At 50.9% G+C, this 25443-nt stretch carries 22 protein-coding genes and 1 pseudogene; 21 read left to right on the top strand and 2 right to left on the bottom strand.

Going from position 1 to position 25443, the window contains the following annotated elements; translation table 11 throughout:
* The first annotated feature begins 34 nt into the window (after positions 1–34).
* The gene (locus DOP62_RS01225; RefSeq protein WP_208673920.1) at positions 35–766 is read left to right on the top strand and encodes a methyltransferase; all 732 of its coding nucleotides are present in this window, start codon (positions 35–37) and stop codon (positions 764–766) included.
* Here DOP62_RS01225 and DOP62_RS01220 read toward each other — a convergent pair.
* The gene (locus DOP62_RS01220; protein ID WP_222610242.1) at positions 732–2000 is read right to left on the bottom strand and encodes an anaerobic sulfatase maturase; all 1269 of its coding nucleotides are present in this window, start codon (positions 1998–2000) and stop codon (positions 732–734) included. The two genes, DOP62_RS01225 and DOP62_RS01220, sit on opposite strands and share 35 nt — an antisense overlap.
* A 180-nt stretch (positions 2001–2180) precedes the next feature.
* Between DOP62_RS01220 and DOP62_RS01215 the strand changes: the two genes are divergently transcribed.
* From DOP62_RS01215 to DOP62_RS01190, 6 genes and pseudogenes are all read left to right on the top strand, one after another.
* On the top strand, positions 2181–3287 hold the full coding sequence (locus DOP62_RS01215; protein ID WP_222610241.1) for a sulfonate ABC transporter substrate-binding protein: 1107 nt from the start codon (positions 2181–2183) through the stop codon (positions 3285–3287).
* A 217-nt stretch (positions 3288–3504) separates the two neighbouring features.
* Positions 3505–4380: pseudogene (locus tag DOP62_RS01210) on the top strand (aliphatic sulfonate ABC transporter substrate-binding protein); the annotation flags it as partial.
* Between the two features lie 27 nt (positions 4381–4407).
* Positions 4408–5235: an ABC transporter permease gene (locus tag DOP62_RS01205; RefSeq protein ID WP_208673917.1), complete on the top strand. Its 828-nt coding sequence runs from the start codon at positions 4408–4410 to the stop codon at positions 5233–5235.
* A gap of 35 nt (positions 5236–5270) precedes the next feature.
* Positions 5271–6023 (top strand): ABC transporter ATP-binding protein, encoded by a 753-nt coding sequence (locus DOP62_RS01200; protein ID WP_208673915.1) that lies wholly within the window; start codon positions 5271–5273, stop codon positions 6021–6023.
* A gap of 6 nt (positions 6024–6029) precedes the next feature.
* Complete coding sequence (locus tag DOP62_RS01195; protein ID WP_208673912.1) at positions 6030–6857, top strand: class I SAM-dependent methyltransferase; 828 nt, start codon at positions 6030–6032, stop codon at positions 6855–6857.
* 40 nt (positions 6858–6897) lie between these two features.
* The gene (locus tag DOP62_RS01190) at positions 6898–8118 is read left to right on the top strand and encodes an acyl-CoA dehydrogenase family protein (protein ID WP_208673908.1); all 1221 of its coding nucleotides are present in this window, start codon (positions 6898–6900) and stop codon (positions 8116–8118) included.
* Positions 8119–8411: 293 nt separating this feature from the next.
* Here DOP62_RS01190 and DOP62_RS01185 read toward each other — a convergent pair whose 3' ends face one another.
* Positions 8412–9824, bottom strand: a complete 1413-nt coding sequence (locus DOP62_RS01185) for a DUF1254 domain-containing protein (RefSeq protein ID WP_261789844.1) — start codon at positions 9822–9824, stop codon at positions 8412–8414.
* Positions 9825–10955: 1131 nt separating this feature from the next.
* Here DOP62_RS01185 and DOP62_RS01180 point away from each other — a divergent pair.
* From DOP62_RS01180 to DOP62_RS01115, 14 genes are all read left to right on the top strand, one after another.
* Positions 10956–11189: a hypothetical protein gene (locus tag DOP62_RS01180; RefSeq protein WP_208673906.1), complete on the top strand. Its 234-nt coding sequence runs from the start codon at positions 10956–10958 to the stop codon at positions 11187–11189.
* Between the two features lie 432 nt (positions 11190–11621).
* Entirely contained in the window at positions 11622–11903 is a 282-nt protein-coding gene (locus DOP62_RS01175) for a hypothetical protein (protein ID WP_208673903.1), read from the top strand.
* A gap of 356 nt (positions 11904–12259) precedes the next feature.
* Positions 12260–12499, top strand: a complete 240-nt coding sequence (locus tag DOP62_RS01170) for a hypothetical protein (protein WP_208673900.1) — start codon at positions 12260–12262, stop codon at positions 12497–12499.
* A gap of 563 nt (positions 12500–13062) precedes the next feature.
* Positions 13063–13290 (top strand): hypothetical protein, encoded by a 228-nt coding sequence (locus DOP62_RS01165; protein WP_208673898.1) that lies wholly within the window; start codon positions 13063–13065, stop codon positions 13288–13290.
* A 199-nt stretch (positions 13291–13489) separates the two neighbouring features.
* Positions 13490–15517 (top strand): type I restriction-modification system subunit M, encoded by a 2028-nt coding sequence (locus DOP62_RS01160; protein WP_370538829.1) that lies wholly within the window; start codon positions 13490–13492, stop codon positions 15515–15517.
* A 47-nt stretch (positions 15518–15564) separates the two neighbouring features.
* Positions 15565–16515: a DUF4351 domain-containing protein gene (locus DOP62_RS01155; RefSeq protein WP_208673894.1), complete on the top strand. Its 951-nt coding sequence runs from the start codon at positions 15565–15567 to the stop codon at positions 16513–16515.
* A 13-nt stretch (positions 16516–16528) separates the two neighbouring features.
* Positions 16529–16774, top strand: a complete 246-nt coding sequence (locus DOP62_RS01150; RefSeq protein WP_208673891.1) for a DUF4351 domain-containing protein — start codon at positions 16529–16531, stop codon at positions 16772–16774.
* A gap of 30 nt (positions 16775–16804) precedes the next feature.
* Positions 16805–17023: a DUF4351 domain-containing protein gene (locus DOP62_RS01145; RefSeq protein WP_208673888.1), complete on the top strand. Its 219-nt coding sequence runs from the start codon at positions 16805–16807 to the stop codon at positions 17021–17023.
* Positions 17024–17326: 303 nt separating this feature from the next.
* The gene (locus tag DOP62_RS01140; protein ID WP_208673885.1) at positions 17327–17656 is read left to right on the top strand and encodes a BrnA antitoxin family protein; all 330 of its coding nucleotides are present in this window, start codon (positions 17327–17329) and stop codon (positions 17654–17656) included.
* 416 nt (positions 17657–18072) lie between these two features.
* Positions 18073–19410, top strand: a complete 1338-nt coding sequence (locus DOP62_RS01135; protein WP_370538828.1) for a restriction endonuclease subunit S — start codon at positions 18073–18075, stop codon at positions 19408–19410.
* Positions 19407–22529: a type I restriction endonuclease subunit R gene (locus tag DOP62_RS01130; protein WP_208673882.1), complete on the top strand. Its 3123-nt coding sequence runs from the start codon at positions 19407–19409 to the stop codon at positions 22527–22529. Before DOP62_RS01135 ends, DOP62_RS01130 begins: the two co-directional genes overlap by 4 nt.
* A gap of 231 nt (positions 22530–22760) precedes the next feature.
* Positions 22761–23309, top strand: coding sequence for a DUF4145 domain-containing protein (locus tag DOP62_RS01125; RefSeq protein ID WP_208673881.1), 549 nt, complete (start codon positions 22761–22763; stop codon positions 23307–23309).
* A 161-nt stretch (positions 23310–23470) separates the two neighbouring features.
* Positions 23471–24373 carry a fatty acid desaturase family protein gene (locus DOP62_RS01120; RefSeq protein ID WP_208677074.1) on the top strand — a complete coding sequence of 301 codons (903 nt, stop codon included), beginning with the start codon at positions 23471–23473 and terminating at the stop codon, positions 24371–24373.
* The gene (locus DOP62_RS01115; protein ID WP_208673879.1) at positions 24370–25386 is read left to right on the top strand and encodes an alpha/beta fold hydrolase; all 1017 of its coding nucleotides are present in this window, start codon (positions 24370–24372) and stop codon (positions 25384–25386) included. The genes DOP62_RS01120 and DOP62_RS01115 overlap by 4 nt, the downstream gene beginning before the upstream one ends.
* Positions 25387–25443: the final 57 nt, after the last annotated feature.

Genomic DNA, 25443 nt, shown 5'->3' with positions numbered 1-25443 from the left:
TCAACGAACACCCATCCCATCCCCCACAATTTCCATGACCCAAACTGCCCCGATCCTTTGGAAAGATCTCGCTTTTGACACCCTCGATGCCGAGGTCTACGCACCCAAACCCGCGAGTTTGCTGCTGGCCGAACAAGCGATCGCCCAGAGTCAGCCCGGCGATCGCATCCTCGATGCCTGCACAGGCAGTGGCGTGGTGGGAATTGCCATCGCTCGCTATGTGCCTGGTAGTCGAGTTGTGGTTTCCGACATCAATGAAGCGGCCCTTGGGGCTGCGCGTCGCAATGCTGCCCGCAACCAGGTTGCAATTGAAGTCGTCGCCAGCAATCTCTACAGCGCCTTTGACGAAGCGCAATTTGACACCATCACGGTGCATCCACCAGCTGTCCCCTATCCCAACGATGCCGATTGGGGTCTGTCTTCTGGTATTACGATCGCCACCAATGGCGGGAGTGATGGCTCAGAGCTGGTGATCCGCTCGATTGTGGAAGCAAAGTCTCGGATCCGTCTTGGGGGTAAGCTGCTGCTGCTCCTCCCTCACTGGTCCAACGTAGCCAAAGCGCGCCAAGCCCTAGCCGAGAACTACAGCAACGTCCGTGAACTGGCGCGACAAACCGTTGAGTTCTTTCCAGTGCGTGAGGGTCGCACCGACGCCCACCTGCTAGCGCATGTCCGCCAGCTGGCAGCAGCAGGCATTATCGAGATGACCTTTGAAACCGAAATTCCCCTCTCTATCGTCTCTGTGATTGAAGCAACAGTGGATTAAATCCTGTTGGGGTGACCATCGACATCAGGTCAGCAGCGGGTCGCCCTGCTTTTAAGAGTGCTGCCATCACCTGCATGTAGGGATCGATGTAATTAAAAAAGGCTCGGTATCCTTCGCAGAGATAATTTAACCCTGGCTCACCCTCTGGAGTTGTGGCAAAGCGATTGCGGGGACATTCTCCCTGACAGGCAAATTTCACCTCACACTTTCGACAGTATTGAGGCAAACTTGTCTGTTTGGCTTGGCCAAACTGAATCTGCTGTTCAGACGTCAGCATTTCTAAAAAGCTGTGCTGCTCGATATCACCAATTTGATGATGTGGGGTGACGTAGTGATCGCAACTGTAGACTTTGCCATCATGCTCCAATGCGATCGCGCGTCCACAGGTTTCTGCAAACAGACATAAACTAGAGCCAAGCCCCATCCAATTCCCTAAGGAAACATCAAAAATCTGAACAAAAACCTTGCCAATATCAGTTCGAATCCACTGATCAAAAATCCGGATAAGAAAGTTTCCATAGTCTTGAGGTCTGACACTCCAATCGGCAACTTGACCGTTCACTTGATCAACAAGAGGGATGAACTGGATGAAGTGAGCTCCAATTCCTTTAAAAAAAGAATAGACCTGTTCAGGATGTTGAGCATTATGGCGATGTACAACACAAAGAAGATTGAACTCAATCTGATATTTGCGAAGGATAGCAAGCCCCTTCATCACTCGATCAAAGCTTGGCTTAGCCTTTTTATCAACACGGTAGCGATCGTGCAATTCCCGAGTTCCATCTAAGCTTAGCCCAACCAAAAAGTGATGCTCTTTCAGAAACTTGCCCCAGCGATCGTTCAGTAATGTTCCATTGGTCTGAATAGAGTTAGAGATGGTTTTACCTTGGGCATATCGTTTTTGCAGAGCAATCACTTTCTCAAAAAACTTGACGCCCAGTAGCGTTGGCTCTCCACCTTGCCAGGCAAAATTAATCTCATCTCCAGACTGAGAAGCGATGTAGTTCTGGATATAGCGCTCTAGCTTATCCTCTGATATCTGAAACGAATGGTCTTGGGGATAGCTTTGCTCTTGCTCAAGATAGAAACAATATTCGCAATCGAGATTGCAAATTGGGCCGGTTGGCTTCGCCATCACGTGAAAATGAGCCATTCGCTGTCTGGTATTCGGTATTTTTCGGGGTCTTTCAGTTCTGACTTCAAGAGCTAAAGAATCAAACAAAGACCAACCCATAACCTTACAATTCTTAGATTGTTACCGTCATGACAAAAAATTAAACCTAATGCCAAGGTCGAGGATTGATGCCTGTCTATTGACCCATCAATAACTGAGTCAAGATCATCCATCAAGAACCATAATTTGACTTAAACACCGACAAGTCGGTAGGCTTTTTGTGGTATATCTTAAAGCTGTGTGAAAACACCCGCTATACCCGATAGATTTTCAGGAGAATTGAGTGCCGTGACCAACGATAGGCATGAGCTTTATGACGAGAAATCTCGCTTTAATCGCTCGTTTCTCAGTCGGCGATCGCTGCTCAAGAACCTCTCCTTTGCAATGCTTGGATTAAGCCTAAGTGCTAGTCTGGGGAGTCACGCTGGAGCATCACAATCATCAGTTTCAGATTTACTGCTTGCGCAACGTAGAACACTCCGAGTGGGCTATCAAAAGTCAGGGTCCTTCAACCTTTTGCGTCATCGCGGTAACTTTGAGAAGCGATTAAAAGCTTTAGGTGTTGCTGTCACTTGGTCAGAATTTACATCTGGCCCACCTCTTCTGGAAGCCCTCGCTGCAGGTAGCATTGATCTTGGCCAAACCGGAGATGCACCACCTGTCTTTGCTCAAGCAAAGGGTGATGGCATCGTCTACATTGGTCAGTCTGACAAGAGTCCAGACAGTGTTGGCATCCTAGTGCCACAAAACTCCTCAATCCGATCAATTGCTCAGCTCAAAGGTAAAAAAGTTGCTTTTGCAAAGGGCTCTAGCGCTCACTACTTTATTGTCAGAGCATTAGCAACAGCAAAACTCTCACTGAAAGATGTAACGCCAGTTTATCTCCAACCCCCAGATGCTCGTGCAGCTTTTGAACGGGGTGCTATCGATGCTTGGGCAATCTGGGATCCCTTTTTTGCAGCAGCTGAACGAGATGCAAAAGCAAGACTGCTTATTAATGGAAAAGGACTAACACCCTTCCGTGAGTTCTATTTAGCAGATCGTAAGTTTGCTAATAACAATCCTGACCTTATCCCTGTGATTATTCAGGAATTGCGTGCCTTAGGTAATTGGGCGATCGCTAATCGCCAAAAATCAGCAGAATTTCTAGCTGACAAGACCAAGATTAACGTCGATATCTTAGAAGTCTCTGAACGGAGACGAGTGGGACGTTATCGGACAAGCAATATCACTGCAGAAGCGATCGCAGAGCAGCAACAGATCGCGGATACGTTCTTAGCAGCTGGTCTCATTCCCAAGAAAATCAAAGTTTCTGACGCTGTTTGGCGGCCTCGATCGCAGCGCTAAATCTAATTTGAGCTATTCGTTCTTACTGCTCACTTCCAATTTGCTGTTTGCCTTGAGTTCCATCATGCCTCAATTCTTCCAATCAACCCGCCGTAAATTTCTCTCGCTATTTGCCTTGGGAGTGATCACAGTTGGATCGCTGAATGCTTGCAGCAATCAACAGACCTCTAGCTAAACTCCCAGCAGTGCAAACGCACCGCAAGTTGTCCGCCTCGATTACGCTTACTACAATCCAGTCAGCCTTGTCCTCAAGAAAAAAGGTTGGCTAGAAGAAGAATTACAGAAGTCAAACATCAAAGTTGAATGGGTACTCAGCCAAGGCAGTAACAAAGCCCTTGAGTTTCTGAACAGCAGCAGTATTGACTTTGGATCAACTTCTGGCGCTTCTGCCTTAGTCGGTAAAGCTAATGGGAACCCCATCAAGTCTATCTATATCTATTCCAAGCCGGAGTGGACGGCTTTAGTTGTTCCAGCAAATTCGCCGATTAACAGTGTTGCCGATCTCAAAGGCAAACGAATTGCTGCAACTCGAGGAACAGATCCCTTTATCTTCCTCTTGCGAGCACTCAATGAGGCAGGTCTATCAGATAAAGAGGTTGAAATTGTCCCGCTTCAACATGCAGACGGAAAAGCAGCACTAGAAAAAGGCGATGTAGATGCTTGGGCAGGGCTTGATCCCTTCATGGCACAAACTGAAGTTGAAAAGAATTCTAAGCTTTTCTATCGCAACCCTCAATTCATTAGCCAAGGCTTCCTTAACGTTCGAGAATCATTCGCACAGCAATATCCCAATCAAGTTTTGCAAGTGCTAACTGCCTATGAAAAAGCCCGTCAATGGGCGATCGCCAACCCTGATGAACTTCAGAAAATTGTGATTGAGGAGGCCAAGCTCTCAGAACCCGTGGCTCAAAAGCAGCTCAAAGAGCGGACGAATCTTACAGAGCCAGTCATTGGCGATGAGCAAAAACAAGTGATCACTGCAGCAGGAACAGTTCTTAAAAGCAGCGGTATTATTCCTGAATCCATCAATGTCACTGAAGTGGTCAACACTTTAATTGACCCACAATACGTCAATAAAGTTGTTAAACCCTAATTCTTGAGGATTAGAGGGAAAGCTGCTATGACACAAAAACTCGCGATCGCGACTTTTAAGCCTCCTAATAAAAGTCTGAAAACAGTCCTTAAACGTTTTCCACAACTGCAAGGATTGGTAATTCCCGCCTTCATTCTTGTAGCTTGGGAAAGTGCGGCTCAGCTGGGCTGGGTCGCTCCTAACCTATTACCTGCCCCTTCAACTGTCTTATCAACGATTTGGGAACTTGCCAGTAAGGGAGAGCTTTGGCAGCACATTGGCATCACTCTATATCGAGTCTTTTTAGGGTTTTTAGTAGGTGCCATTTCAGCAACCATCCTCGGCAGATTAACAGGTTATTCAAAGATTGTTCATGCATTCTTAGACCCGTTGATTCAATCTTTACGCAGTATCCCCTCACTTGCTTGGGTACCTCTATTCATTCTTTGGTTAGGAATTCAGGAAACCTCCAAAGTAACGTTAGTTGCGGTTGGGGTCTTCTTTCCGATTTATCTCAGCCTGATGAGTGGGATTCGAGATGTCGATCGGAAACTGATCGAGGTTGGCAAAATCTATCGACTCAAAAACTGGCAATTAATTGTACGTGTTTTTCTACCTGCAACACTTCCAGCTTATGTTGTTGGGGTTCGGAGTGGTTTAGGACTCGGCTGGATGTTTGTAGTTGCTGCTGAGCTAATGGGAGCCAGTCAAGGGCTGGGCTTTCTCTTAGTGGACGGCCAATCCACTGGCCGTCCTGCTATTACGATCGCCAGTATTTTGCTCTTTGCAATTTTCGGCAAACTAACAGATTCATTAGTCGTGCTTCTTTCTAGCCGTTTCTTAAATTGGCAAGATAGTTATATCGCCAAAGCATAGCTGATTAAAAACTTGCAATTCCCCATGAGGAAAAAATGTTAATCATTGAGAATTTGTACAAACAATTCAAGAATGGCTATGTTGGTTTAGAGTCTATTAGTTTAGCCATTCAGCGCCATGAAATCGTCACTTTAATTGGGACAAGCGGTTGTGGAAAAAGCACTCTCCTACGAACGATCGCTGGGCTTGAACAAGCGACCCAAGGTGAAGTAAGAATTGACCACCTCAGAATTGAAGAGCCCCATCCGGAGATTGGGGTTATTTTTCAAGAGCCCCGTCTAATGCCTTGGCTCAATGTTCTTGAAAATGTTCAATTTGGTCTTCACCATTTACCTCGCAATCAACGTCGCCAGCTTGCCAGTGAAGCCTTAGCAAAAGTGGGTCTAAGTAACTTTGCCCAATGTTTGCCTCATCAGCTTTCAGGTGGGATGGCACAACGGGTTGCGATCGCTCGAGCCCTTGTTACTAATCTCTCAATTCTCTTATTAGATGAACCTTTTAGCGCACTAGACTCCTTCACGAGGCTTAAACTTCAAAACCGTCTATTAGAGATTTGGGAATACGATCGCCCAACGCTAATTCTAGTCACCCATGACGTGGAAGAAGCACTCGTTTTGAGCGATCGCATTATTGTGATGCGAGGAAACCCAGGCAGAATTCATCAAGAGATTACGTTAGATCTGCCTCGACCCCGTAAACGCAGCGATTCTGAATTTCAGCGTTGGAAAGAGAAACTACTGAGTGCCTTGGATCTTTCTGACACCCACTTTGTTCCAGCTAAGGTTTAGCTTGCCATGATTACCAAACTGCTTCCTGCCTACGATCCCACACTCTTTCAAGGCGCAATTCCTTACTATGTCGACTATCGTCCTCGTTATCCTGAAGCGGTCTACCGACTGATTCAAGAGTCATTCCATCTGGATGGACGAGGTCGTCTCCTTGATCTAGGCTGTGGAATTGGTCTTGTTGCTCTCACCCTCGAAGCGCAGTTCGAGGAAGTTATAGGCATTGATCCAGATCCAGAGATGCTAAGGGTTGCGATTCAAGAGTCTGAACAACAGAACGCTCAAAAAATTACCTGGAAGCAAGGACTTGCAGAAGAGATTACAGATGACTTAGGCTCTTTTCGCTTAGTCACGATTGGTCGTGCTTTTCATTGGATGGATAAGCCCACCGTTCTCCAACGGAGTTATGAGCGATTAGACTCTTTACATTTGACGGACTCTTCTAAGTCTGGAATTGCAATCATCCAAACTGAAAAAGATATTTGGTCAAATGATTCTGAGTGGGCACAGAACGTTCTGACTGTAATCAAAAAATGGTTGGGAGAGAAAAGACGGGTTGGGAGTACAACTGTTCCTCTTCTGTATCAATCTGATCTCGAGATTTTGGAAGCTTCTCCCTATAAGCAAATTGAAAAGCACACAATTGACTTCCAAAAACAATGGACAGTTGATACCTTCATCGGCTATCTCTATTCAACAGCCTATTGCCGACGAGACTATATCAGTGACATCCCGGCATTTGAAGCAGATATTCGAGCTGCTTTGCTCGCTTCAGAGCCCTCAGGAGTCTTTGTAGAAGATATTCCGATCACTGTCTATCTAGGCTTTAAGGCATAGCCTCCTCAATCTGAACGACGATACTGGATTTACATACCTTATGGGACAGTCTTTAAAGTTGAGCCAGACTTCAGTATTGAGTCCTGAGCTTCAAGTTCAATCGAAAGACTATTTGCAGATTGCAAAAGACCTAGCTCAAGAATTTGCAAAAACAGCAATTGAACGGGATAAGCAAGGAGGAACTCCACAAGCAGAGCGCGATCGCATCCGTTCCAGCGGCTTACTTTCCTTGGTAATTCCCAAACAGTATGGTGGTGCCGGAGAGAATTGGATTACTGCCTTCCAAATCTCTCGAGAGTTTGCCAAAGTGGATAGCTCTCTTGCTCATGTTTACTCCTATCACCATCTTGGGGTCACAATTCCCCATATTTTCGGCTCAGAATCTCAGAAAGAGCAGTTCTATACTAAGACTATTCAAAACCAGTGGTGGTGGTGCAATGCACTCAATCCCCTCGATCGTAGTCTTGTCCTAACTCCCCATCAGGATTACTTTATATTGAATGGTGCTAAAAGCTTCTGCTCTGGCTCCCATGACTCTGATGTCCTGCCAATTACTGCAGTAAATTCTGAGACTCAAGCAATTATTATCCTTGCAATTCCATCTAATCGACTAGGAATCAAAATTAACCATGATTGGGATAACATTGGTCAGCGCCAAACCGATAGTGGAAGTATTCATTTTGAAAATGTGAGGGTCTATCCTGAAGAAGTTTTTGGCGATCGAACTCAAACTGATATCCCTTTTCGGACAATTCGTGCTTGCCTGACCCAACTTAATCTAGCGCACATCTATCTTGGAATCACTGAAGGTGCATTAACTGCAGCAAAGCACTACACGCTCACTGAAACACGACCGTGGCTGACATCTACAGTAAATCAAACAGCTGAGGATCCCTATATCCTTCAACACTATGGAGAGATGTGGGTAGAGCTTCAAGCTGTTATTCATTTAACAGAACGGGCTGCAATTCTTCTCCAATCTGCTTGGGATAAAGAGATTGCTCTCAGCGAGGAAGAACGGGGACAATGTGCGATCGCGATCGCCGCTGCTAAAGTGACAGCAGCTAAAACAGGCTTAAGAATTACTAATCGAATCTTTGAAGTAATGGGTGCTCGATCAACAAACAGTCGATATGGGTTTGATCGCTACTGGCGTAATCTCAGAACCTTTACTCTCCATGACTCTATCGACTACAAAGTTCAAGAAATTGGTAAATGGGCATTGAATAATCAACTGCCTCAGCCAAGTTTCTATAGTTAGAAATAGAAAGACTTCAGTGATCACTCTGCATCACTGAGACTGGTCGCAGCGCCGCCGAAAACTGCTCCTCTGTCACTGTGTCCAGTTACTTGACTGAAGAAGACGCCTTCAGCCACTTCCCCCGATTCTGCCGGATGCCGGCTCAACAGACACAATCGCCTGAGTCATCTCCTCAACAGCCGCTTTTTCAACCACAGTCCTCTGGCGGCTCGATCTGAGGCAATGATTAGCAACAAAGAGGCCAGAGAACACTCTAGCCTCACCCTTGATCAGACACCGTGACTCAAGACAGGTTAGTTACCCGTCCGAAGGACAGGTGGAGGGTTCCATTCACCGTTGATCGCTTGGGAGGCTGGCGCGTAGAGGCGCATTGTCAGGTTAAAGGGTCCCTTGGGTGCAGGTAGCCAATTTGCCTCCTTATCCTTCCCAGGGCTTTCATTCTGGATGTAGAGGTCGAGAGAACCATCGGAGTTGTAGACAAACGGCATCCAACTGCTGACAGCAAATCGGTTCAGTGGATTCGCCACTTGGAACCCGGCTTGGTCATACAAGGTCACCGACCAGAATGCGCCCACCGGCGGCAGGTTCTCCTTGGTAAAGCGCAGCTTGTAGGTGTTAACTCCGTCGAGTGGTTTCCCAGTGCTGTCGGCAATATTGAGCGGGTAGATCGCGTCCTCTGGCAAGTTTGCCCCAAGTCCAACCTGAGCAATGATGGCCCGCTTCAGGTAGTAGTTGCCGTAAACACCCATCGTCGAAGTGTTCATCGACCAGCCGTTAGTGACCGTCGCGAGTGTCGGAATCTTCCACGCCATCAGCTTTTGTGCATCCTGCGGCACAGTTGCAAATGCCTTCTGCACCTCAGGTGCAGCCGACTTCAGGTCAAAGCTCTTACCCGCTTCGAAACCAAGGCGCTTCAGCTGCGCAATGAGCGGTTGGTCGGTAATGTGCGGCGGGTTCACCTTTAGTAGCTCTGCAGCGTAGGCAAAGAAAGTGGCAGCATCCATACCATCCACCTGTTCCTTCGGTGGGGTTTTCATGTCGATGGTGGTGTCCGGCACAAACGGTGGAGAGGTTACCGTGCGGCCCCACTGCGACAGTGGCGTGATTTTGTAGCCAGACTGGATTTTATGAACTGCAGCGTAGTCGTCAGTCCCGTTCGTTTGTGTCCGACCAATAATCCAGACGAACGGCGTCGGCGCATTGATCCGGGTGACTTTAGAGGGTACGGTACCGGACCAGCCTGGCGGAGCAAGGAGAAAGTCTTGGGCTTGTGTGCCCGTCGTCCGCCAGCCCGGCGAGGCGAACACGTCAGACCACATATCGAGCATCGGCAGGAGGTAATACCGGCCGTTGGTATTCGGGACTGAGACAACCATTGGCTCCTTCGTCAGGTCGAGCCAAGCGGACGAATAGAGCGTGTCGAAGTTTGGCCGCACCACGCCCTTGAAGTCAGCCGGTGGATAGGTCTTCACGTTCACGAACGTGTTCGGCGGCCCAGCAAAGTCGCTCGCACCGGCCGGAGCATTGCTGAGCTGCCGGCGAGTAATGTCCATGGTTACGAGCGGATAGAAATAGAGGTAGGCATCGACGCCGATAGTACGAGCTGCTTGCTCGCTTATCTGCGCCTGCGCCGGCAATGGCATTGGTGCCCCGCTGGCCAGCACAGTTGCTCCTCCAATCATTGCGGCAGACAGAATACGTTTCATATAGTCCCTCCATGTGCAGAATTAGAACGCAAGCGCACGTAATGCAGTCTGCCCATCTCCGGTTAGGCGGTCACTTTCTAAGCTCATAAAAAGTTTTTATTTAGTGTTGTTTCAAGAACTAGAAAACTCTATGTGAAGTCAGATTCAGTCGCTGATTAAGATCTTGAGTGACAGGTACTTTGTCGCTTCGTTCCTTTTTGCTTGAGTCAGGAGCAAGCGGGGGAACCTCGGTGCGGGTAGAGAGCAAATTGATATGGCATCTGAACTGCTAATTGAGGTCGAGAGCCAGTCTCATGATTGAGCACTAGCTTCAAATAATTCTGTATCCTGAGTGCCCATGCAAGAGCAAAGGAGTTATAAAAGAGTTTTGTTGAGAGGGCTTTACTGGGACTATCTCGCTCTTTATTATGGGCGATCCATTTAGCGATAACCTCGTGGCTGTGAGCTTGAAAAACCTTTTATTATCTGTTGCCTGTCTTAGCCTCATCACATTAGCCACAGCACCTGATAGTCGTGCTGAATCACTCTTTGAAATTAGGGATCAAAAAGCAGAAGTTGCAGTGCCTGATTCAGTAGATTCTGCTGAGCCAGAAGTGTCTCAACCGAATGCCTCTAGTAATTCAGATTCATCAGACTCCTGGCGTTTTAGCCTAGAGCCTTGCGCTTTTGCACCACTCCGAGTCCAAGGTCCGATTACAGTTCGCGGCATCACGAGGAATATCGACTCAAATCTAGGCTAAATTCTAGAAGTTCTCTCTTTTGTAGCCGCAGCAAGATCTCGACTTGAAAAGGGTAACTTTGCCCTCTTCACGGATCTGTACTATGTTGACTTGCAAGGCAGTGGTCTACGCTCAATTAATGTGTTGGAAGAACCAAGAGGACAAACTCGTACGATTGATGCAACTGCAACTGTCAATACCAGTCAAGGAATGTATGATTTAGCTGCTCAATATCGCTTCGGAAGCGATCGCCCTGATCCGAAAGGGGGCTTAGTTCTATCTGTCTCGCCCTATTTGGGGGTGCGGGTTGTAGATGTTGCAACATCCATTAATTTATAAGTCTCGAGTACAGGGCGAAGAGAGCTAGCTAGTGAACGAGTGCTGAGTGCATCTCAGACTCAAGTTGATTCTGATGCCTGATTTTTCTCTTTTTGCAAGAGGAGATGTTGGTGGGCTTGGGCTTGGAGGGGGCCAAAACTTGAGCGCTAATGGCATTATTGGGGCTGATATTAAGCTAGGGAACTCGACGAGCCTTAATTTGGCCTATCGAACGCTCCGCTTAAAATTAGAAAATACAGATGAGCTCTCAACTGGCTTTGATATCAGTCAAACAGGGCTGCAGCTCGGGCTCCAAATTCGTTTCTAGAAGAAAAGCAATTTAAGTAGCTTAAATCAGGTTCAGCTGGCAAGCATAGAATCGGCCGTGCTGTCATTCAGGGTGACTAGAAGTTGAGCAATGGCTGAGCTGCAAGCGCCATAAACACCGAAGGGGTTAGCCACACTCTGGGCGGATGCGTTGAAGGAGGTCCACACACAGTTACCCGATGCCCCGTCCGAAATCCTCGGTTCCGTAGCGACCAGCATCCCGATTCACCTCACCGGCAGCAAGCGTTAAGCCCTAACCCTAGACCCTCTCCTACAGAAAGGAGAGGACATCCCCTCAGCGGCTCTCGACAACAAGCAACAGATTCAACTTGAGTCTTCAGTTCGCAACTACAAGTAAGACCTATTGTCTTATCTAGTTAATATAGGTCGGCGCACCCACTGCATTGCCCTTAAAACCAACTCAAACAGAACAATGACCGAGGTTCCTAGCCCGTTTGATGCCGTACTCGATATGCCAACCACACCGCTGTTGGCCAATGAAGCTCAAGAAGCTGCCCGAGCGACCCTAGCGATCGCCGAGCGACTCACTGCCACGCCCCAAGATGAGCTAGCGACCATCGACAATGGCGTGCTGGTTCAGGCCATCAAGTTACTTGCCAAGGTGGAAGCATCTCGTGAGGCTGACCCTGGCACAGTGACCTCCATGCAAGTGATTGCAGCGCTCGCTAATCCCAAGAGCGAGGAAAAGTTGTAAGTCGCTCCTGAAGGGATGTAGAGAATCCCACAGCATCCAGAGCATCAAAACCCAGTGTCAGTCCTTTTCTGACTAGGGGTCCCCCCAGACAGCGGAGTGGGAACAATCGTTTGCCAAGACGGAGATCAGGGTCGGGAGGGGCTGAAGTACCTAGAGGCCAAGGGCTATCCCCCGTTCGCTTGATATCTTCCCAGCCCTGAAGAAAGCGGGTCGAAACTCGGCGACCCAGAACCATAGCCTTGAATGTTCCTGAGTAATGTTACTTACGACACTGGAAATTATTGAATCTGAAACTAGAGTAGGGAGTCTGAACACCTTTACAGAGCATTGACTACTGCAGTGTCGGAGAATTGACTATGACAGCTCGTGATTTCCTCCGCGACGTTCGACAGTTCTTTCCCAGTGCTGGCCTTCGCACTGCTAGCCCGCGACAGCACGCCGCCTATTGTCGGGAACACGAAGCATTCATCTGCTACAACTTTGAGACCCAACGCTGGCTGGTTGAGACTGCCTATGACTACATCTTTGAAGCTGAGTTAGCAAAGGCTGTTTCCCAGATGACTACCCGCCGGCAGGGTGCTCTAGCGCTGGTCTAGAGTCCTTTGTAGGCTGGTGGGCCGGAGTGATCTGAAGCGACAGCAGTAGGAACTGTCCGTTCAGCCAGCAGTCAAGACTGCTGGCTGGAATGGCAGGGCTAGTCTCATGCTTGAAAACGGAGTTTTTTGAGACCCTGCTCCGGCCTAGGGTAAGTTACGTCCAATCAAGGCTTGGCAATTCTCGAAAACTGTTCTTAAAACTGACCGCTCAAGTCCTGACCGGCACCGTGAGCTGCGAGAGTGTTCAGGCTCTGATTGAACACTGCACTGTATTGCGGGGTCCCAGCCTCCTCTTACCCTTAGCGTACGATTAATTCCGTTTTCTCTAGGCAGATAAAAGCAAATAGAGAGAGTGCTATGTCTAGCTGTGTACCCCTTTGACGCTATCAAGTCGTTGAATCCACGCCGTAATGAATGGAGTGAGGGATAGCCTGCAAAGTGCAGTTATCTTTTGTGGCGTTAAGGCATGTAACGTAGGCTACCAATTATTAGTTACCTTGCAACTATGTTCACAGGCTTTTGATGCCACCAGGTATTGATTCCTGCAATTTCTGAGATGTGATGTGACAGATCGTGAATTCCTCCGTGCCGTACAGCAGTTTTTCCCAAAAGCTGGCCTCCGCACCGTCAGTCCTCGTTTGTATGCCGCCTACTGTCGCGATCGCGAGGCATACATCAGCTACAACCTTGAGACGCAACGCTGGCTCGTCCAAACTGCTTACGACTACATCTTTGAACCTGAGTTAGCGAATGCTGTTGCTCAGATGAGCGCTGACCGCTGGGATTACTAGCTGCAGGACTTTAGGAATAGCCACATCACCTCAGCAGCCACGCCAGATGCTTGGTGTACTCTCCTTGGTAGTTCTGTTGCGCATCGTCATAGCGTTGCAAGGTCTCTAGCCGCGAAAAGACAATACATCAGGCTTCAATTCATCTTGATCACCTTGCTGCCATAGGCAGAGCCCCCACACTACTTTGCCTTCATTCACTATGACGATTGAATCCTCCCAGCCAGCGATCGAAATCAGCACGCTCCAAGCGGAGTTTCTCGGGGCACTCCACACCCTCGGTGGCTCGGCAGGCAATGGCAAGTTGCAACAGTTACTGGATTGGGATGACGCTTGCTATGAGTCGATCAAAGCAGAACTCATGCTTCAAGGGCAGATTCAAGCAGGTCGGGGTCGAGGAGGATCGATCACCCTAACGGAGAGCCAAGGAGCTGCGATCGCTTCTCCGCCAGCCTCTCAAACAGCAACCCCAATCGAACCGCAACCCACGGGACGACAGAATCTTTCAGCCTTCATTTGGAGTGTGGCTGACCTGTTGCGGGGTGACTACAAACAGAGTGACTACGGCAAAATCATCCTGCCGTTTACGGTGTTGCGCCGGTTGGACTGCGTGCTAGCGCCGACCAAAGCAGCGGTTCTTGAAGAAAAGGCTCTACGCGAAAGTCAAGGACTGGCACCGGAGCCGTTTTTGCTACGAAAGTCAGGGCAAAACTTTTGCAATACCTCGCCCCTCGATCTCAAGCAGTTGCTGGGCGACACGGACAATATTGGTGAGAATCTCCGCGCTTATATTCGAGGCTTTACGTCGGCAGTACGGGATATTTTTGACAGCTTTGAGTTTCACCTGCAAATCGATCGCCTCGAGAAAGCAGGCTTGCTGTACATGGTGACGGAGCGGTTTACCCAGATTGACCTGCATCCCGATACGGTGAGCAATGCAGAAATGGGGCTGGTGTTTGAAGAGTTAATTCGCAAGTTTGCAGAACTCTCGAATGAAACGGCTGGAGAACACTTCACGCCCCGCGAAGTGATTCGGTTGATGGTGAATTTGCTGTTTATCGAAGATGATGCAGCCCTGACTCAGGCCGGAATTGTCCGGAGTCTCTACGATCCGACGGCCGGCACGGGCGGGATGCTCAGCGTGGCGGAGGAACACTTGACGGAGTTAAATCCCACAGCGCGATTGGTGTTGTCGGGGCAGGAATTAAATCCGGAATCCTATGCAATCTGCAAAGCAGACATGCTGATTAAGGGGCAGGATATTCAGAACATTTGCTTTGGCAACACGCTCTCCGATGACAAGTTACCAGATGCTAAATACGACTATATGTTGTCGAATCCGCCTTTTGGGGTGGAATGGAAGAAGATTCAGAAAGAGGTTCAGCGAGAGGCGGAGCAGCTCGGTTATAGCGGCCGCTTTGGCCCTGGCTTGCCTCGTGTCAGTGACGGGTCGTTGCTATTCCTGCTGCATTTGATTTCTAAGATGCGGCCTGCGAGTGAGGGCGGCAGCCGACTAGGAATTGTCTTGAATGGATCGCCCTTGTTTACGGGCGGTGCTGGTTCTGGCGAAAGTGAAATTCGCCGCTATGTTCTTGAGAACGATCTGGTTGAGGCGATTATCGCGTTACCCACGGATATGTTCTACAACACGGGCATCAGTACCTATATCTGGATCCTGAGCAATCGGAAGCCGGAGATTCGGAAGGGCAAGGTACAGCTGATTGATGCCAGTGGCTTTTGGCAGAAGATGCGCAAGAGCTTGGGCAGTAAACGGAAAGAGTTAAGCGATGAGCATATCGATGCAATTACAAAACTCTTTGGCAATTTTGAAGTGGCTGAACAAGAGGGTAAGCCGGTCAGCAAAATCTTTCGGAATGAGGATTTTGGCTATCGCACCATTACGGTGGAGCGGCCCCAGCGGGATGAGGCAGGGAAGATTGTGTTGGCAACGCGTGGCAAGGCGAAGGGACAGCTGGTTGCCGATGCCAGCTTGCGGGATACCGAGAATGTACCGCTGACGGAAGATGTGGAGACCTATTTTCAGCGGGAGGTGCTGCCACATGTGCCCGATGCTTGGATTGACCCTGAGAAAACCAAGGTCGGTTATGAAATCCCGTTTAATCGACATTTTTATATGTTCACACCGCCGCGCCCTCTTGAGGAAATTGATGCGGAGTTGCAGCAAGTCACCGATCGCATCTTGACCATGTTGGGTGGACTCTCCCACTAAAGGAGGGAAGGTATGACAGCTATTAGAGCGATCGCAAGCCATAGGAAATGACGGATTCTGCGCTGCCACCCACAGAGAGTGATTCGCCTTGGAAGGAGCTGATTGAGGCGTTCTTTCCGGAGTTCATTCGTTTTTTCTTGCCTGTTGCCGATCCGGAGATTGATTGGGAGCGCGGCTACGAATTTCTGGATAAGGAACTGCAGCAGATTACGGCTGATGCAGAAGTGGGGCGTCGCTATGCCGACAAGCTGGTCAAGGTCTGGACGATCGCGGGTCAAGAGGCTTGGGTACTCGTACACATTGAGGTGCAGGGCGCGCAAGAATCTAACTTTGCGGAGCGAATGTATGTCTATCGCTATCGCATTTACGATCGCTTTGCCGTGCCGATCGCCAGCGTTGCGATTTTGGCGGATGAGTCACCCTCATGGCGGCCAATCACGTTTGAGACTGGGCTTTGGGGCAGCAGCGATCGCAGTGAGTTTGTCAGCATTAAGTTGCTGGATTACCTCGATCGCATGGATCAGCTCCTAGAGGATGAGAATCCATTTGCGATCGCGATCGCGGCGCATTTGCGGGCGATTCAGACGAAACAAGATCGGCAACTGCGCAAGCAGTGGAAGCTGGAACTACTGAAACTGCTGTATGAGCGAGGACTAAGCCGAGAGCGGATTGTTGGCCTCTTTAAGTTCATCGATTGGCTCTTGAGCCTTCCCGAAGGTCTTGAGCTAGAGTTCAGGAGTGAGCTGTCGGCCTATGAGCAGGAGCGACGTATGCCCTACATCACTAGCATTGAGCGAATTGGTAGGAAGGAAGGGTTTCATCAAGGAGAAGTTGCTGTGGTGCTACGACAGTTGAGTCGTCGCTTGGGCCAATTAAGCGCTGCTCAAACCGCTCAAATTCAGGGATTAACCCTTGAGCAAGTTGAGGAGTTGAGTGAATCACTATTAGATTTTGCATCAGTGACTGACTTGGAATCTTGGTTGAGCCAGCAGCAGTAGCTAGGAGCGTCGTATGCCGTACGTTACGAGCGTGGAACGCATTGGGCTCCAAAAGGGAATTCAACAAGGAATTCAACAAGGTGAAGTTGCTGTGGTGCTGCGTCTATTGAACCGTTGCTTGGGTTCATTAAGCCCTGCTCAAACCGCTCAAATTCAGGGATTAACCCTTGAACGAGTTGAGGAGCTGAGTGAATCACTGTTGGATTTTAAGACGGTTGCTGATTTGGATGCGTGGCTGAACAAGCAGTCAGTTGAGTAGAGTTGGTCGGCCTATAAGCAGGAGCGACGTATGCCCTACATCACCAGCATTGAGCGAATTGGAAGACAAGAACAAGCCATTGTCTTAGTGCTTCGCCAGCTTGCTCGACGTTGTGGCAAACTTTCGCCCAATCTATTGGTGCAAGTGCAAGCCCTCTCTCTTGAACAACTCGAAGGTTTATCAGATGCTTTGTTGGACTTTGCCAGCATCCAAGATTTAGAAGCTTGGCTGAGTCAGCAAGAGGGTTGAGGGGCAATCGCCGAACACTTAGGATGAGCGAGATGCAGCCGAAGGAACCGCCAAAGAATGCGGAGCAGGAGCAACAACGGAAGCGCCGCCGCCGGTTGCTAGGGTTGCTGTTTGGGACTGCGGGAAAGTAGGGCGATCGTTATCGCTTCGATATCTGCACGGAACGCAATCAGGAACAGCGCATCCAATCCTTTGCTTACGTCTTGCAAGTCTTAGCGGTGCTCACGGTTGTCTATCGACCGGGGGAGATCCCGCGAATTATTAGCTTTCGTCCTGCTAGCCGGACTGAACGGGAGGTTTATTATGAGTGGCTCGAAACGAACCCGCATGACGCTTGAAGAAATGCAGAATGCGATCGCCCAAGGACAAGATGAAAGTGACTGGGAACGGGTTCGGCAGCAGGTTCAAGCAGGCGCAGACCCAGAGCCGGATGAAGACTCCCCCGATGCCACTGAACTGATGCGAGCAGCATTGCAGCAAAGACGGGGCAGACCGCCGAGTCTGAATCCTAAAACGCAGATTGCAATTCGGCTCGATCGCGATGTTGTTGAGGCCTTTCGGTCAGGCGGCCCCGGCTGGCAAACTCGGATGAATGCTGCCCTACGGGAGTGGTTGGCAACGCATCCGCAGTAAAGGCCGCGATCGCGGGCAGCGCATTTGTTGCTTTCTTGAAGAGTCGATCGGTTGGTTCTCTCCCAAGCCAGAACGATTCTAAAACGAGGGGCTTAAGCCCGTTGTTGCCTATCCTCAAGCAGTCAGCCGATCGCCTTCATCCTTCTGACTCAGCTTCTAGGAGCGGTTGGATCGCTTGCAGAAGTTCAGGCAGGTTGATTTGCAGCAAATGCCATTGCCCGAGGTCGATAAATGGGCTGGGCTGTTGAGAGAATTTCGGCTTTGCGAATGGGTTGGCAGTAATTCTCTATGAGGATTGCCGATGGATTGTTTCGCGGAGAAGGAATGGCGCGGGCTAAGCTAGGGCAAGGCCTAAATCTGCAGTGTGCAGGTGTGGGTAATGGTGAGCGGTGCAGTAGGGCTGGAGATCAATCGCAGTGAGTTTCCCAAAGTATCCAGCTTATAGAAAAGCTGATCATGAATGGCTTAGGGAAATTCCCTCGGACTGGCACGAGGTAAGACTCAAGAATTTGTTAGCAAAAAAAATCACAGATGGACCTCATACAACTCCTGAATTTGTTGAAGAAGGAGTTCCATTTTTATCAGTCGATGGCATTCAAGAAGGTGAATTAGTTTTTAGTGGCTGTAGATATATATCTCATACAGCACACGAAGAGTACAGCAAAAAAGCTAAGCCTCAGAAAGATGACATATTAATGGGTAAAGCAGCTTCAACAGGAAAAATTGCAAGGATCAAAACAGATTTAGAATTTAGCATTTGGTCTCCACTGGCATTGATAAGAGTCAGTAGTGATCATATAACTCCTGCTTTCTGCGAATACTGTCTTAAGTCAATTGAGTCACAGCATCAAATCGAGCTTTTATGCACATCTAACACGCAGAAGAATATCAGCATGGATGATATTCCAAAGATTAAATTAGCACTTCCTCCTTTGAGTGATCAGCATGATATTGTTTGTTTCCTCGATCGCGAGACAAAAAAAATTGATGCGCTGATTGCCGAGCAGCAGCGACTGATTGAACTGCTGCAAGAAAAGCGCCAAGCGGTCATTTCCCACGCCGTCACCAAAGGACTCAACTCAGACGCGCCAATGAAAGACTCTGGCGTTGAGTGGCTCGGCCAAGTCCCCGCTCATTGGTCAGTCAAGCCCTTAAAAAGGTGTGCGTCAAGAGTTGTTGTTGGGATTGCAGAAGCAGCAACTCATGCATATTGCGATGAGGGTATTCCAATCCTCAGATCTACAAATATTCGTGCTGGAAAAATACAAGGAGAAATACTCTATGTTGATCCTGAATATGCATCTGAACGCGAGTCAAAAAAAATTCGAGCAGGTGATCTGGTAACTGTTAGAACTGGGAATGCAGGGGTGACTGCATTAGTTCCTGAAAGTTTCGATGGATGTCAATGCTTCACTATGTTGATAACAACATTATTACCAAGCCAAGATGGCAATTTTTACACTTACCTCCTCAACAGTACTTCCGTGCAAGACTACTTTCGCTTAGAAGGATGGGGCACAGCTCAAGTCAATATCAGTGTTCCAATATTGCAAGAGCTGACGGTCGCACAGCCGCCCTTTGATGAACAAAAGGAGATTGCAGAATTTTTGCGAATGAGAACATCTAAATATGAATTACTTACCGAGGAATCACTGAGCGTTATTTCACTTCTGCAAGAGCGGCGATCGGCGTTGATTTCGGCGGCGGTGACAGGGCAAATTGACGTGCGGGGATTGGCGGAGGCGGTGGCATGAGCGTCTACCTCGAAAGTGCGTTTGAGGCGGAAATTTGCGAAGACCTCGCGCAGCAGGGTTGGCTCTATGAAGCGGGCGATGCCGCCCACTACGATCGCGCTTTGGCACTCTATCCGCCCGACTTAATCGCTTGGATTCAGGAAACTCAGCCCGAAGCTTGGGAGACGCTCCAGAAAAAACATGGGGCAGCGGCAGCAGACCTATTGCTCAAACGGGTACGCCAGCAGCTCGACCTGTTGGGGACGCTGAATCTACTGCGCAATGGCCTAGAGGTGCTGGGGCTATCGGGATCGCTGCGGCTCGCCCAATTCAAACCCGCCTTTGCCACCAATCCCGAAATTCTGGCTCGCTACCAAGCCAATCGTCTGCGGGTAGTGCGGCAGGTGCGCTACTCCGTCCACAACCAGAACTGTTTGGATTTAGTCCTGTTTCTCAACGGCATTCCAGTTGCCACCGCAGAAATCAAAACCGACAACACCCAGAACATCGCCGACGCAATCTATCAATACAAAAGCGATCGCAATCCCCAAACCGCAGGGCGATCGCCAGAACCGCTCCTCAGCTTTCCCAATGGTGCGATCGTGCATTTCGCCGTCAGCAATCGCGAAGTGCAAATGACCACGCGACTGGCAGGCTTCAAAACCGTGTTCCTGCCCTTCAATCGCGGCAGCCATCCCAACGCTGCCGATTGTGGTGCCGGCAATCCTGTTCCCGAGGGTGATGATAACGGCCATCGCACCGCCTATCTCTGGCAAGAAGTCTGGCAGCGGGACAGTTGGCTAGAAATTCTAGGGCGCTACTGCATTGCCGAACGCAACAAGAAGCAGCAAATCCAACGCCTACTCTTCCCGCGCTATCACCAACTCGTCGCCACGCGGCTGCTGCAACAAGCCGTTCTGCGTGATGGCCCCGGCCAAAAGTACCTGATTCAGCATTCGGCAGGCTCCGGCAAAACCAACTCGATCGCTTGGACCGCGCACTTCTTCAGCGAACTCCACGACGCCGACAACCGCAAAGTCTTTGATTCCGTCATCGTTGTTAGCGATCGCACCGTCATCGATACCCAACTCCAGGAAGCGATCGAAGCCTTTGAACGCCGCAAAGGCGTCGTCGCCACCATCACCCGCGACGACGGCAGTAAAAGTGCCCAACTGGCCGAAGCCCTCAAGGGCGATAAAAAAGTCGTTGTCTGCACCATCCAGACCTTTCCCTTTGCTCTACAAGCCGTCCGCGAATTAGCCGCCACCCAAGGCAAACGCTTTGCCGTCATTGCCGACGAAGCCCACAGCTCGCAAACTGGCGAAGTTGCCAGCAAACTCAAGCAAGTTCTCTCCGCCAGCGAAGCCGCGGATCTCGAAGATGGCGGGGACGTGGATATGGAAGCCGTTCTCGCTGCTCAAATGAGCGATCGCGCCCGCGAAAGCGGCATTACCTACGTTGCTTTCACCGCAACGCCCAAGGCAAAGACGCTCGAACTATTTGGGACTCGCCCTGATCCGAATCGACCGGCGGGCCCCGACAATCTGCCTGCGCCTTTTCACGTCTATTCGATGCGGCAGGCGATCGAGGAAGGCTTCATCCTTGATGTTCTCCAGAACTACACCAGCTACAAAGTCGCTTTCCGGCTGGCGCAACAGGGCGAAACCCTCAGCGATCAAGAAGTGGAGCGTAATACTGCCCTCAAAAAGCTGATGGGCTGGGTCAAGCTGCATCCCCACAACATCGCCCAGAAAGTTGAAATTGTGGTCGAGCACTTCCGGCAGTACGTCGCACCGCTGCTGGAGGGCAAAGCCAAAGCAATGATCGTCGTCGGCTCCCGCAAAGAAGCCGTGCGCTGGAAATTGGCGATCGATCGCTACATTGCCGACAAACACTACGATCTCGGCACCTTGGTTGCTTTCAGCGGCGAGGTCAGCGATCCTGAATCTGGCCCTGGAGCCCTCAGTGAGCGCAGTCCCAGCCTCAACCCCCAGCTCAAAGGCGATATCCGCGAAACCTTCAAAAGCGATGACTATCAAATCCTGCTGGTCGCCAACAAATTCCAAACCGGCTTCGATCAGCCCTTGCTCTGTGGAATGTACGTCGATCGCCGCTTAGCGGGGATTCAAGCCGTCCAAACCCTCTCTCGCCTCAACCGCTGCCATACCGGCAAAGACACCACCTACATCGTTGATTTCGCCAATGACCCTGCTGAAATCTTGGCTGCCTTCAAGACTTACTACACCACCGCCAACCTAGCCTCAGCCACCGATCCCAACATCATCCTCGACCTCAAACTCAAGCTTGACGCCCAAAATCACTACGACGAATACGAAATCGATCGCGTCGTCAAAGCGTTGCTCGACCCCAGCTACAAACAAAGCGATCTGCAGAAAGCCCTTGAACCCGTCGCCGATCGCTTGATGACGCAGTACCGCAACGCTCGCCAAGCCGCCCGCGACGCCGAAGCCAGCAACGATGCCGCTGCCCTCAAAGCTGCCAAAGACGAACTGGCTGCCCTCACTCTCTTCCGCAGTGACCTCGGCACCTACGTCCGCTTCTACACCTTCCTCGCGCAGATTTTCGACTACGCCAACACCGCCTACGAAAAACGCGCCCTCTTCTTCCGGCGGCTCATCCCCCTGTTGGAATTTGAACGCGAATCCGGCCGCGTCGACCTCTCCAAAGTCATCCTCACCCACCACCAAATCCGCAAACTGGGCCAGCGCAACCTCAACCTCAGCGACGGCGAAACTCCCGCCATCCCCGGCTTCCAACCCGGTCGCGGCATCGTCCAAGATCAACAAAAAGTCTGGCTCTCCGAACTGATCACCAAGCTCAACGCCCTCTTTGTCGACGTTAGCGACGCCGATCAGGTTCACTACGTCGGTACCGTAATTCGCAGCAAACTCCTCGAATCACCGACATTGGTTCGGCAAGCCAAAGCCAACAGCAAAGAACAATTCGCGATCTCGCCCGACTTCTTCCCTGCCCTGCAAGAAGCGATCATCAGTGCCTTCGACGCCCACCAAAGCATGAGCCGCCAAGCCCTCAACTCCATGGAGGTGCAAAACGGCATCCGCGACATCCTGCTCAACAACACCGGCCTCTATGAAGAGTTGCGATCGCAGGCCGCCTAGCCTTCCTTTCTTAGGGAAGTGATATTGCTACCCAGACGATATTTCCGCCTCAGCAAGTCGACTAATTGTGATGTTTGACTCCCACCGGTAGTATCCCACCGACCATCCTGTTGCGGGGGGTCTGGGGGAGTCGAGTCCCCCAGTGCGTGGGCGTGGGGGTGCGCAATCACCCCCACAAACCCGGCTGTTCGCCTCTCCACCAACTTCTCGCTTTCATCCCCTGCAGCACTTATGCCCCCAAACTTCGACTCCTCCCAAATTGCAGCCGCAGCCCAAGCCCTCGTCTTACAGATGATGGCCGAACGAGGGCGCGGCGTTGTTCTGGTCGGAGCAGCCCGTCTCGATCTCGCCCTCGAACGCCTCTTGCAATCCGTCATGATGCCCCTTGGCGACGAGGAAGATACGCTCTTCATCCCCGATCGCTCCCTCGGAAGCTTCGCTGCCAAAATTACCCTTGCCGCACGACTCGGCCTCCTCGACCCCACCGTCGAAAAAGCGCTCAACAGCATTCGTTCCGTGCGCAACGACTTCGCCCACAGCGCCGGTGACACCAGCCTCAGCGAAGCCCGCCACCAAAAACGCTTAGCCAAGGCCTACCAAGAAGCCCGCAAAAACCCGCTCTGGCAACCGCTCGAGCAGGTCTTCAACGAACACAGCGTCACGATCAACAGCCGCGATCGCGAATTCATCTTGCTAGTGACGATCCTGGCCGCCTTCATTGATGCCTGCACCGCCCTCCAAACTCCCTTCCGTCCGCGAGCCACCGTCCGCTTCAGCTGAGGGCCTCTTGTCCTCGGCCGCCAGCCCCTGCACTGAACAGCAGCAACCAGCCAGCTCCACCTCAGTGAGAGGCAAGTAGCGATCGCTACAGCACCGATCAACCGAGAAAAGATTGGTTAAAAAGGGATTCTGTGCGATCGCATTCTGTCATTCCTGCCGCCATGACTACTGTGCCGAAGCTATTGACCCCTCAGGAACTCGCTGTTCTCAACCAGCGATCGGATGCCAAGGGCTGGATGCAATTCCTCGGGCACATTGCATTGTTAGCCGTCAGTGGCGGACTCTGGCTGAGTGGTTGGGGTGGCTGGGCCGTTCGCCTGCCGGCATTGGTGATCTACGGCTTTGGACTAGCAGCAATGTTCGCGGCAGTGCATGAATGCGTCCACCGCACAGCCTTTGCCAGCAATCACACCAACGATGCCATCGCTTGGATCGCAGGACTGCTGTCCTTCTACAACAGCAGCTTCTACCGGCGCTATCACAAGTGGCACCACCGCTTCACCCAAATTCCGGGTAAAGATCCAGAGCTGGATGACCCTAAACCACAAACCTGGCCGCAGTATCTCCTGGAACTCAGTGGGCTGCCTTGGTGGCTGGGCAAACTTCGCACCCACTTTCGAGTGGCAACGGGCCAATTCGCAGACTATCCCTACATTCCAACTGAAGCCCGGGCAGAAGTACAGCGATCGCTCTGGGGGCAACTCGCAGTCTACGGAGCCTTGATTGCTCTCTCGATCGGGCTAAAGCAGCCGCTCTTCCTGACAGTTTGGCTGCTGCCGCTGGCGGTAGGGCAACCTATTCTGCGCGCCATTCTGCTGGCAGAGCACTCCGGCTGCAGCGAGGATGACAACTCACTGACCAACACTCGCACCACCCTCACTTGGGCGCCGCTGCGCTGGCTGATGTGGAACATGCCCTTCCACGCCGAGCACCATTTCTGTGCCTCGATTCCCTTCCATGCTCTACCTGTGGCCCATGGGAAACTGGCTTCACACTGGGCACATCTCGATCGCGGTTACCTTGCCGTCAACCGTGCATTGGTTGCTCGCTTTGGGCAGGCATGACAGTCGGCCATTGGACGCTGCCTCAATTTGAATTGGACTGTGGCGCGGTTCTGCCCGAGGCACGGCTCGTCTACGCGACCTATGGTCAGCTCAACCGCGATCGCAGCAACGCGATTCTCTACCCCACCTCCTATGGGGCACAGCATTCAACAATCGACTGGCTGATTGGGCGCGATCGCATCCTCGATCCCGATCACTGGTTCATCGTGATCGTCAACCAGTTTGGCAACGGGCTCTCAAGTTCCCCCAGTAACGATCTCGCTTGCGGACTGATCGAACAGGGCTTTTGGTTCAGTCATTGGGATAACGTCCGCGCCCAGCAAGCGTTGCTCAGCCAAGTCCTGGGCATTGAACAGCTCGCCTTGATCTACGGCTGGTCGATGGGGGCACAGCAGGCCTATCACTGGGCGATCGCCTATCCCGATCGGGTGCAGCGGGTTGCTGCCCTCTGTGGCACCGCCAAAACCACCGAGCACAATCGTCTCTTTCTAGAAAGCTTGCGGGCAGCCTTGACCGCAGATCCGGCTTGGGACGGCCAACGTTTTCAGTCAGTCCCCGATCGCGGCTACAAAGCCTTTGCTCGAATTTATGCCAGTTGGGCTGCCTCCCAAGCTTTTTATCGCGCTGGCATCTACCGGCAGCAGGGCTACACCTCGCTGGAGGACTATCTGGAACGGGGCTGGGAAGCGAACTACCGCCAGCGGGATCCCCATGATTTACTGGCGATGATTGACACTTGGATCCGCTGTGATGTCAGCGATCGCCCCGCTTTTGGGGGGGATTTAGCGAAGGCGCTGGGCTGTATTACTGCTCGGACGCTGGTGATGCCCTCTACCACGGATCTCTATTTCACCCCCGAGGATTGCGAGGCCGAAGCGCGATTGATTCCCTACGCCCGCTACCACCCCATTCCCTCGATCTGGGGACATCGGGCTGGCAACCCTAGCCAAAATCCTGAGGATGAAGCCTTCATTCGTCAGGCTGTGCAAGCCCTGCTCGAAGAACCTAGCTGAGGCAAGGGCGTGAGGTCAGTCATGCTGCTCAGCAGCCATCGAAGGAATCTCCTGACG

It is taken from the genome of Synechococcus elongatus PCC 11801 (assembly GCF_003846445.2).
Lineage (GTDB): Bacteria > Cyanobacteriota > Cyanobacteriia > Synechococcales > Synechococcaceae > Synechococcus > Synechococcus elongatus_A.
The sequence above is the reverse complement of the archived record's forward strand: the minus strand, read 5'-3'. Positions and strand labels throughout refer to the sequence as shown.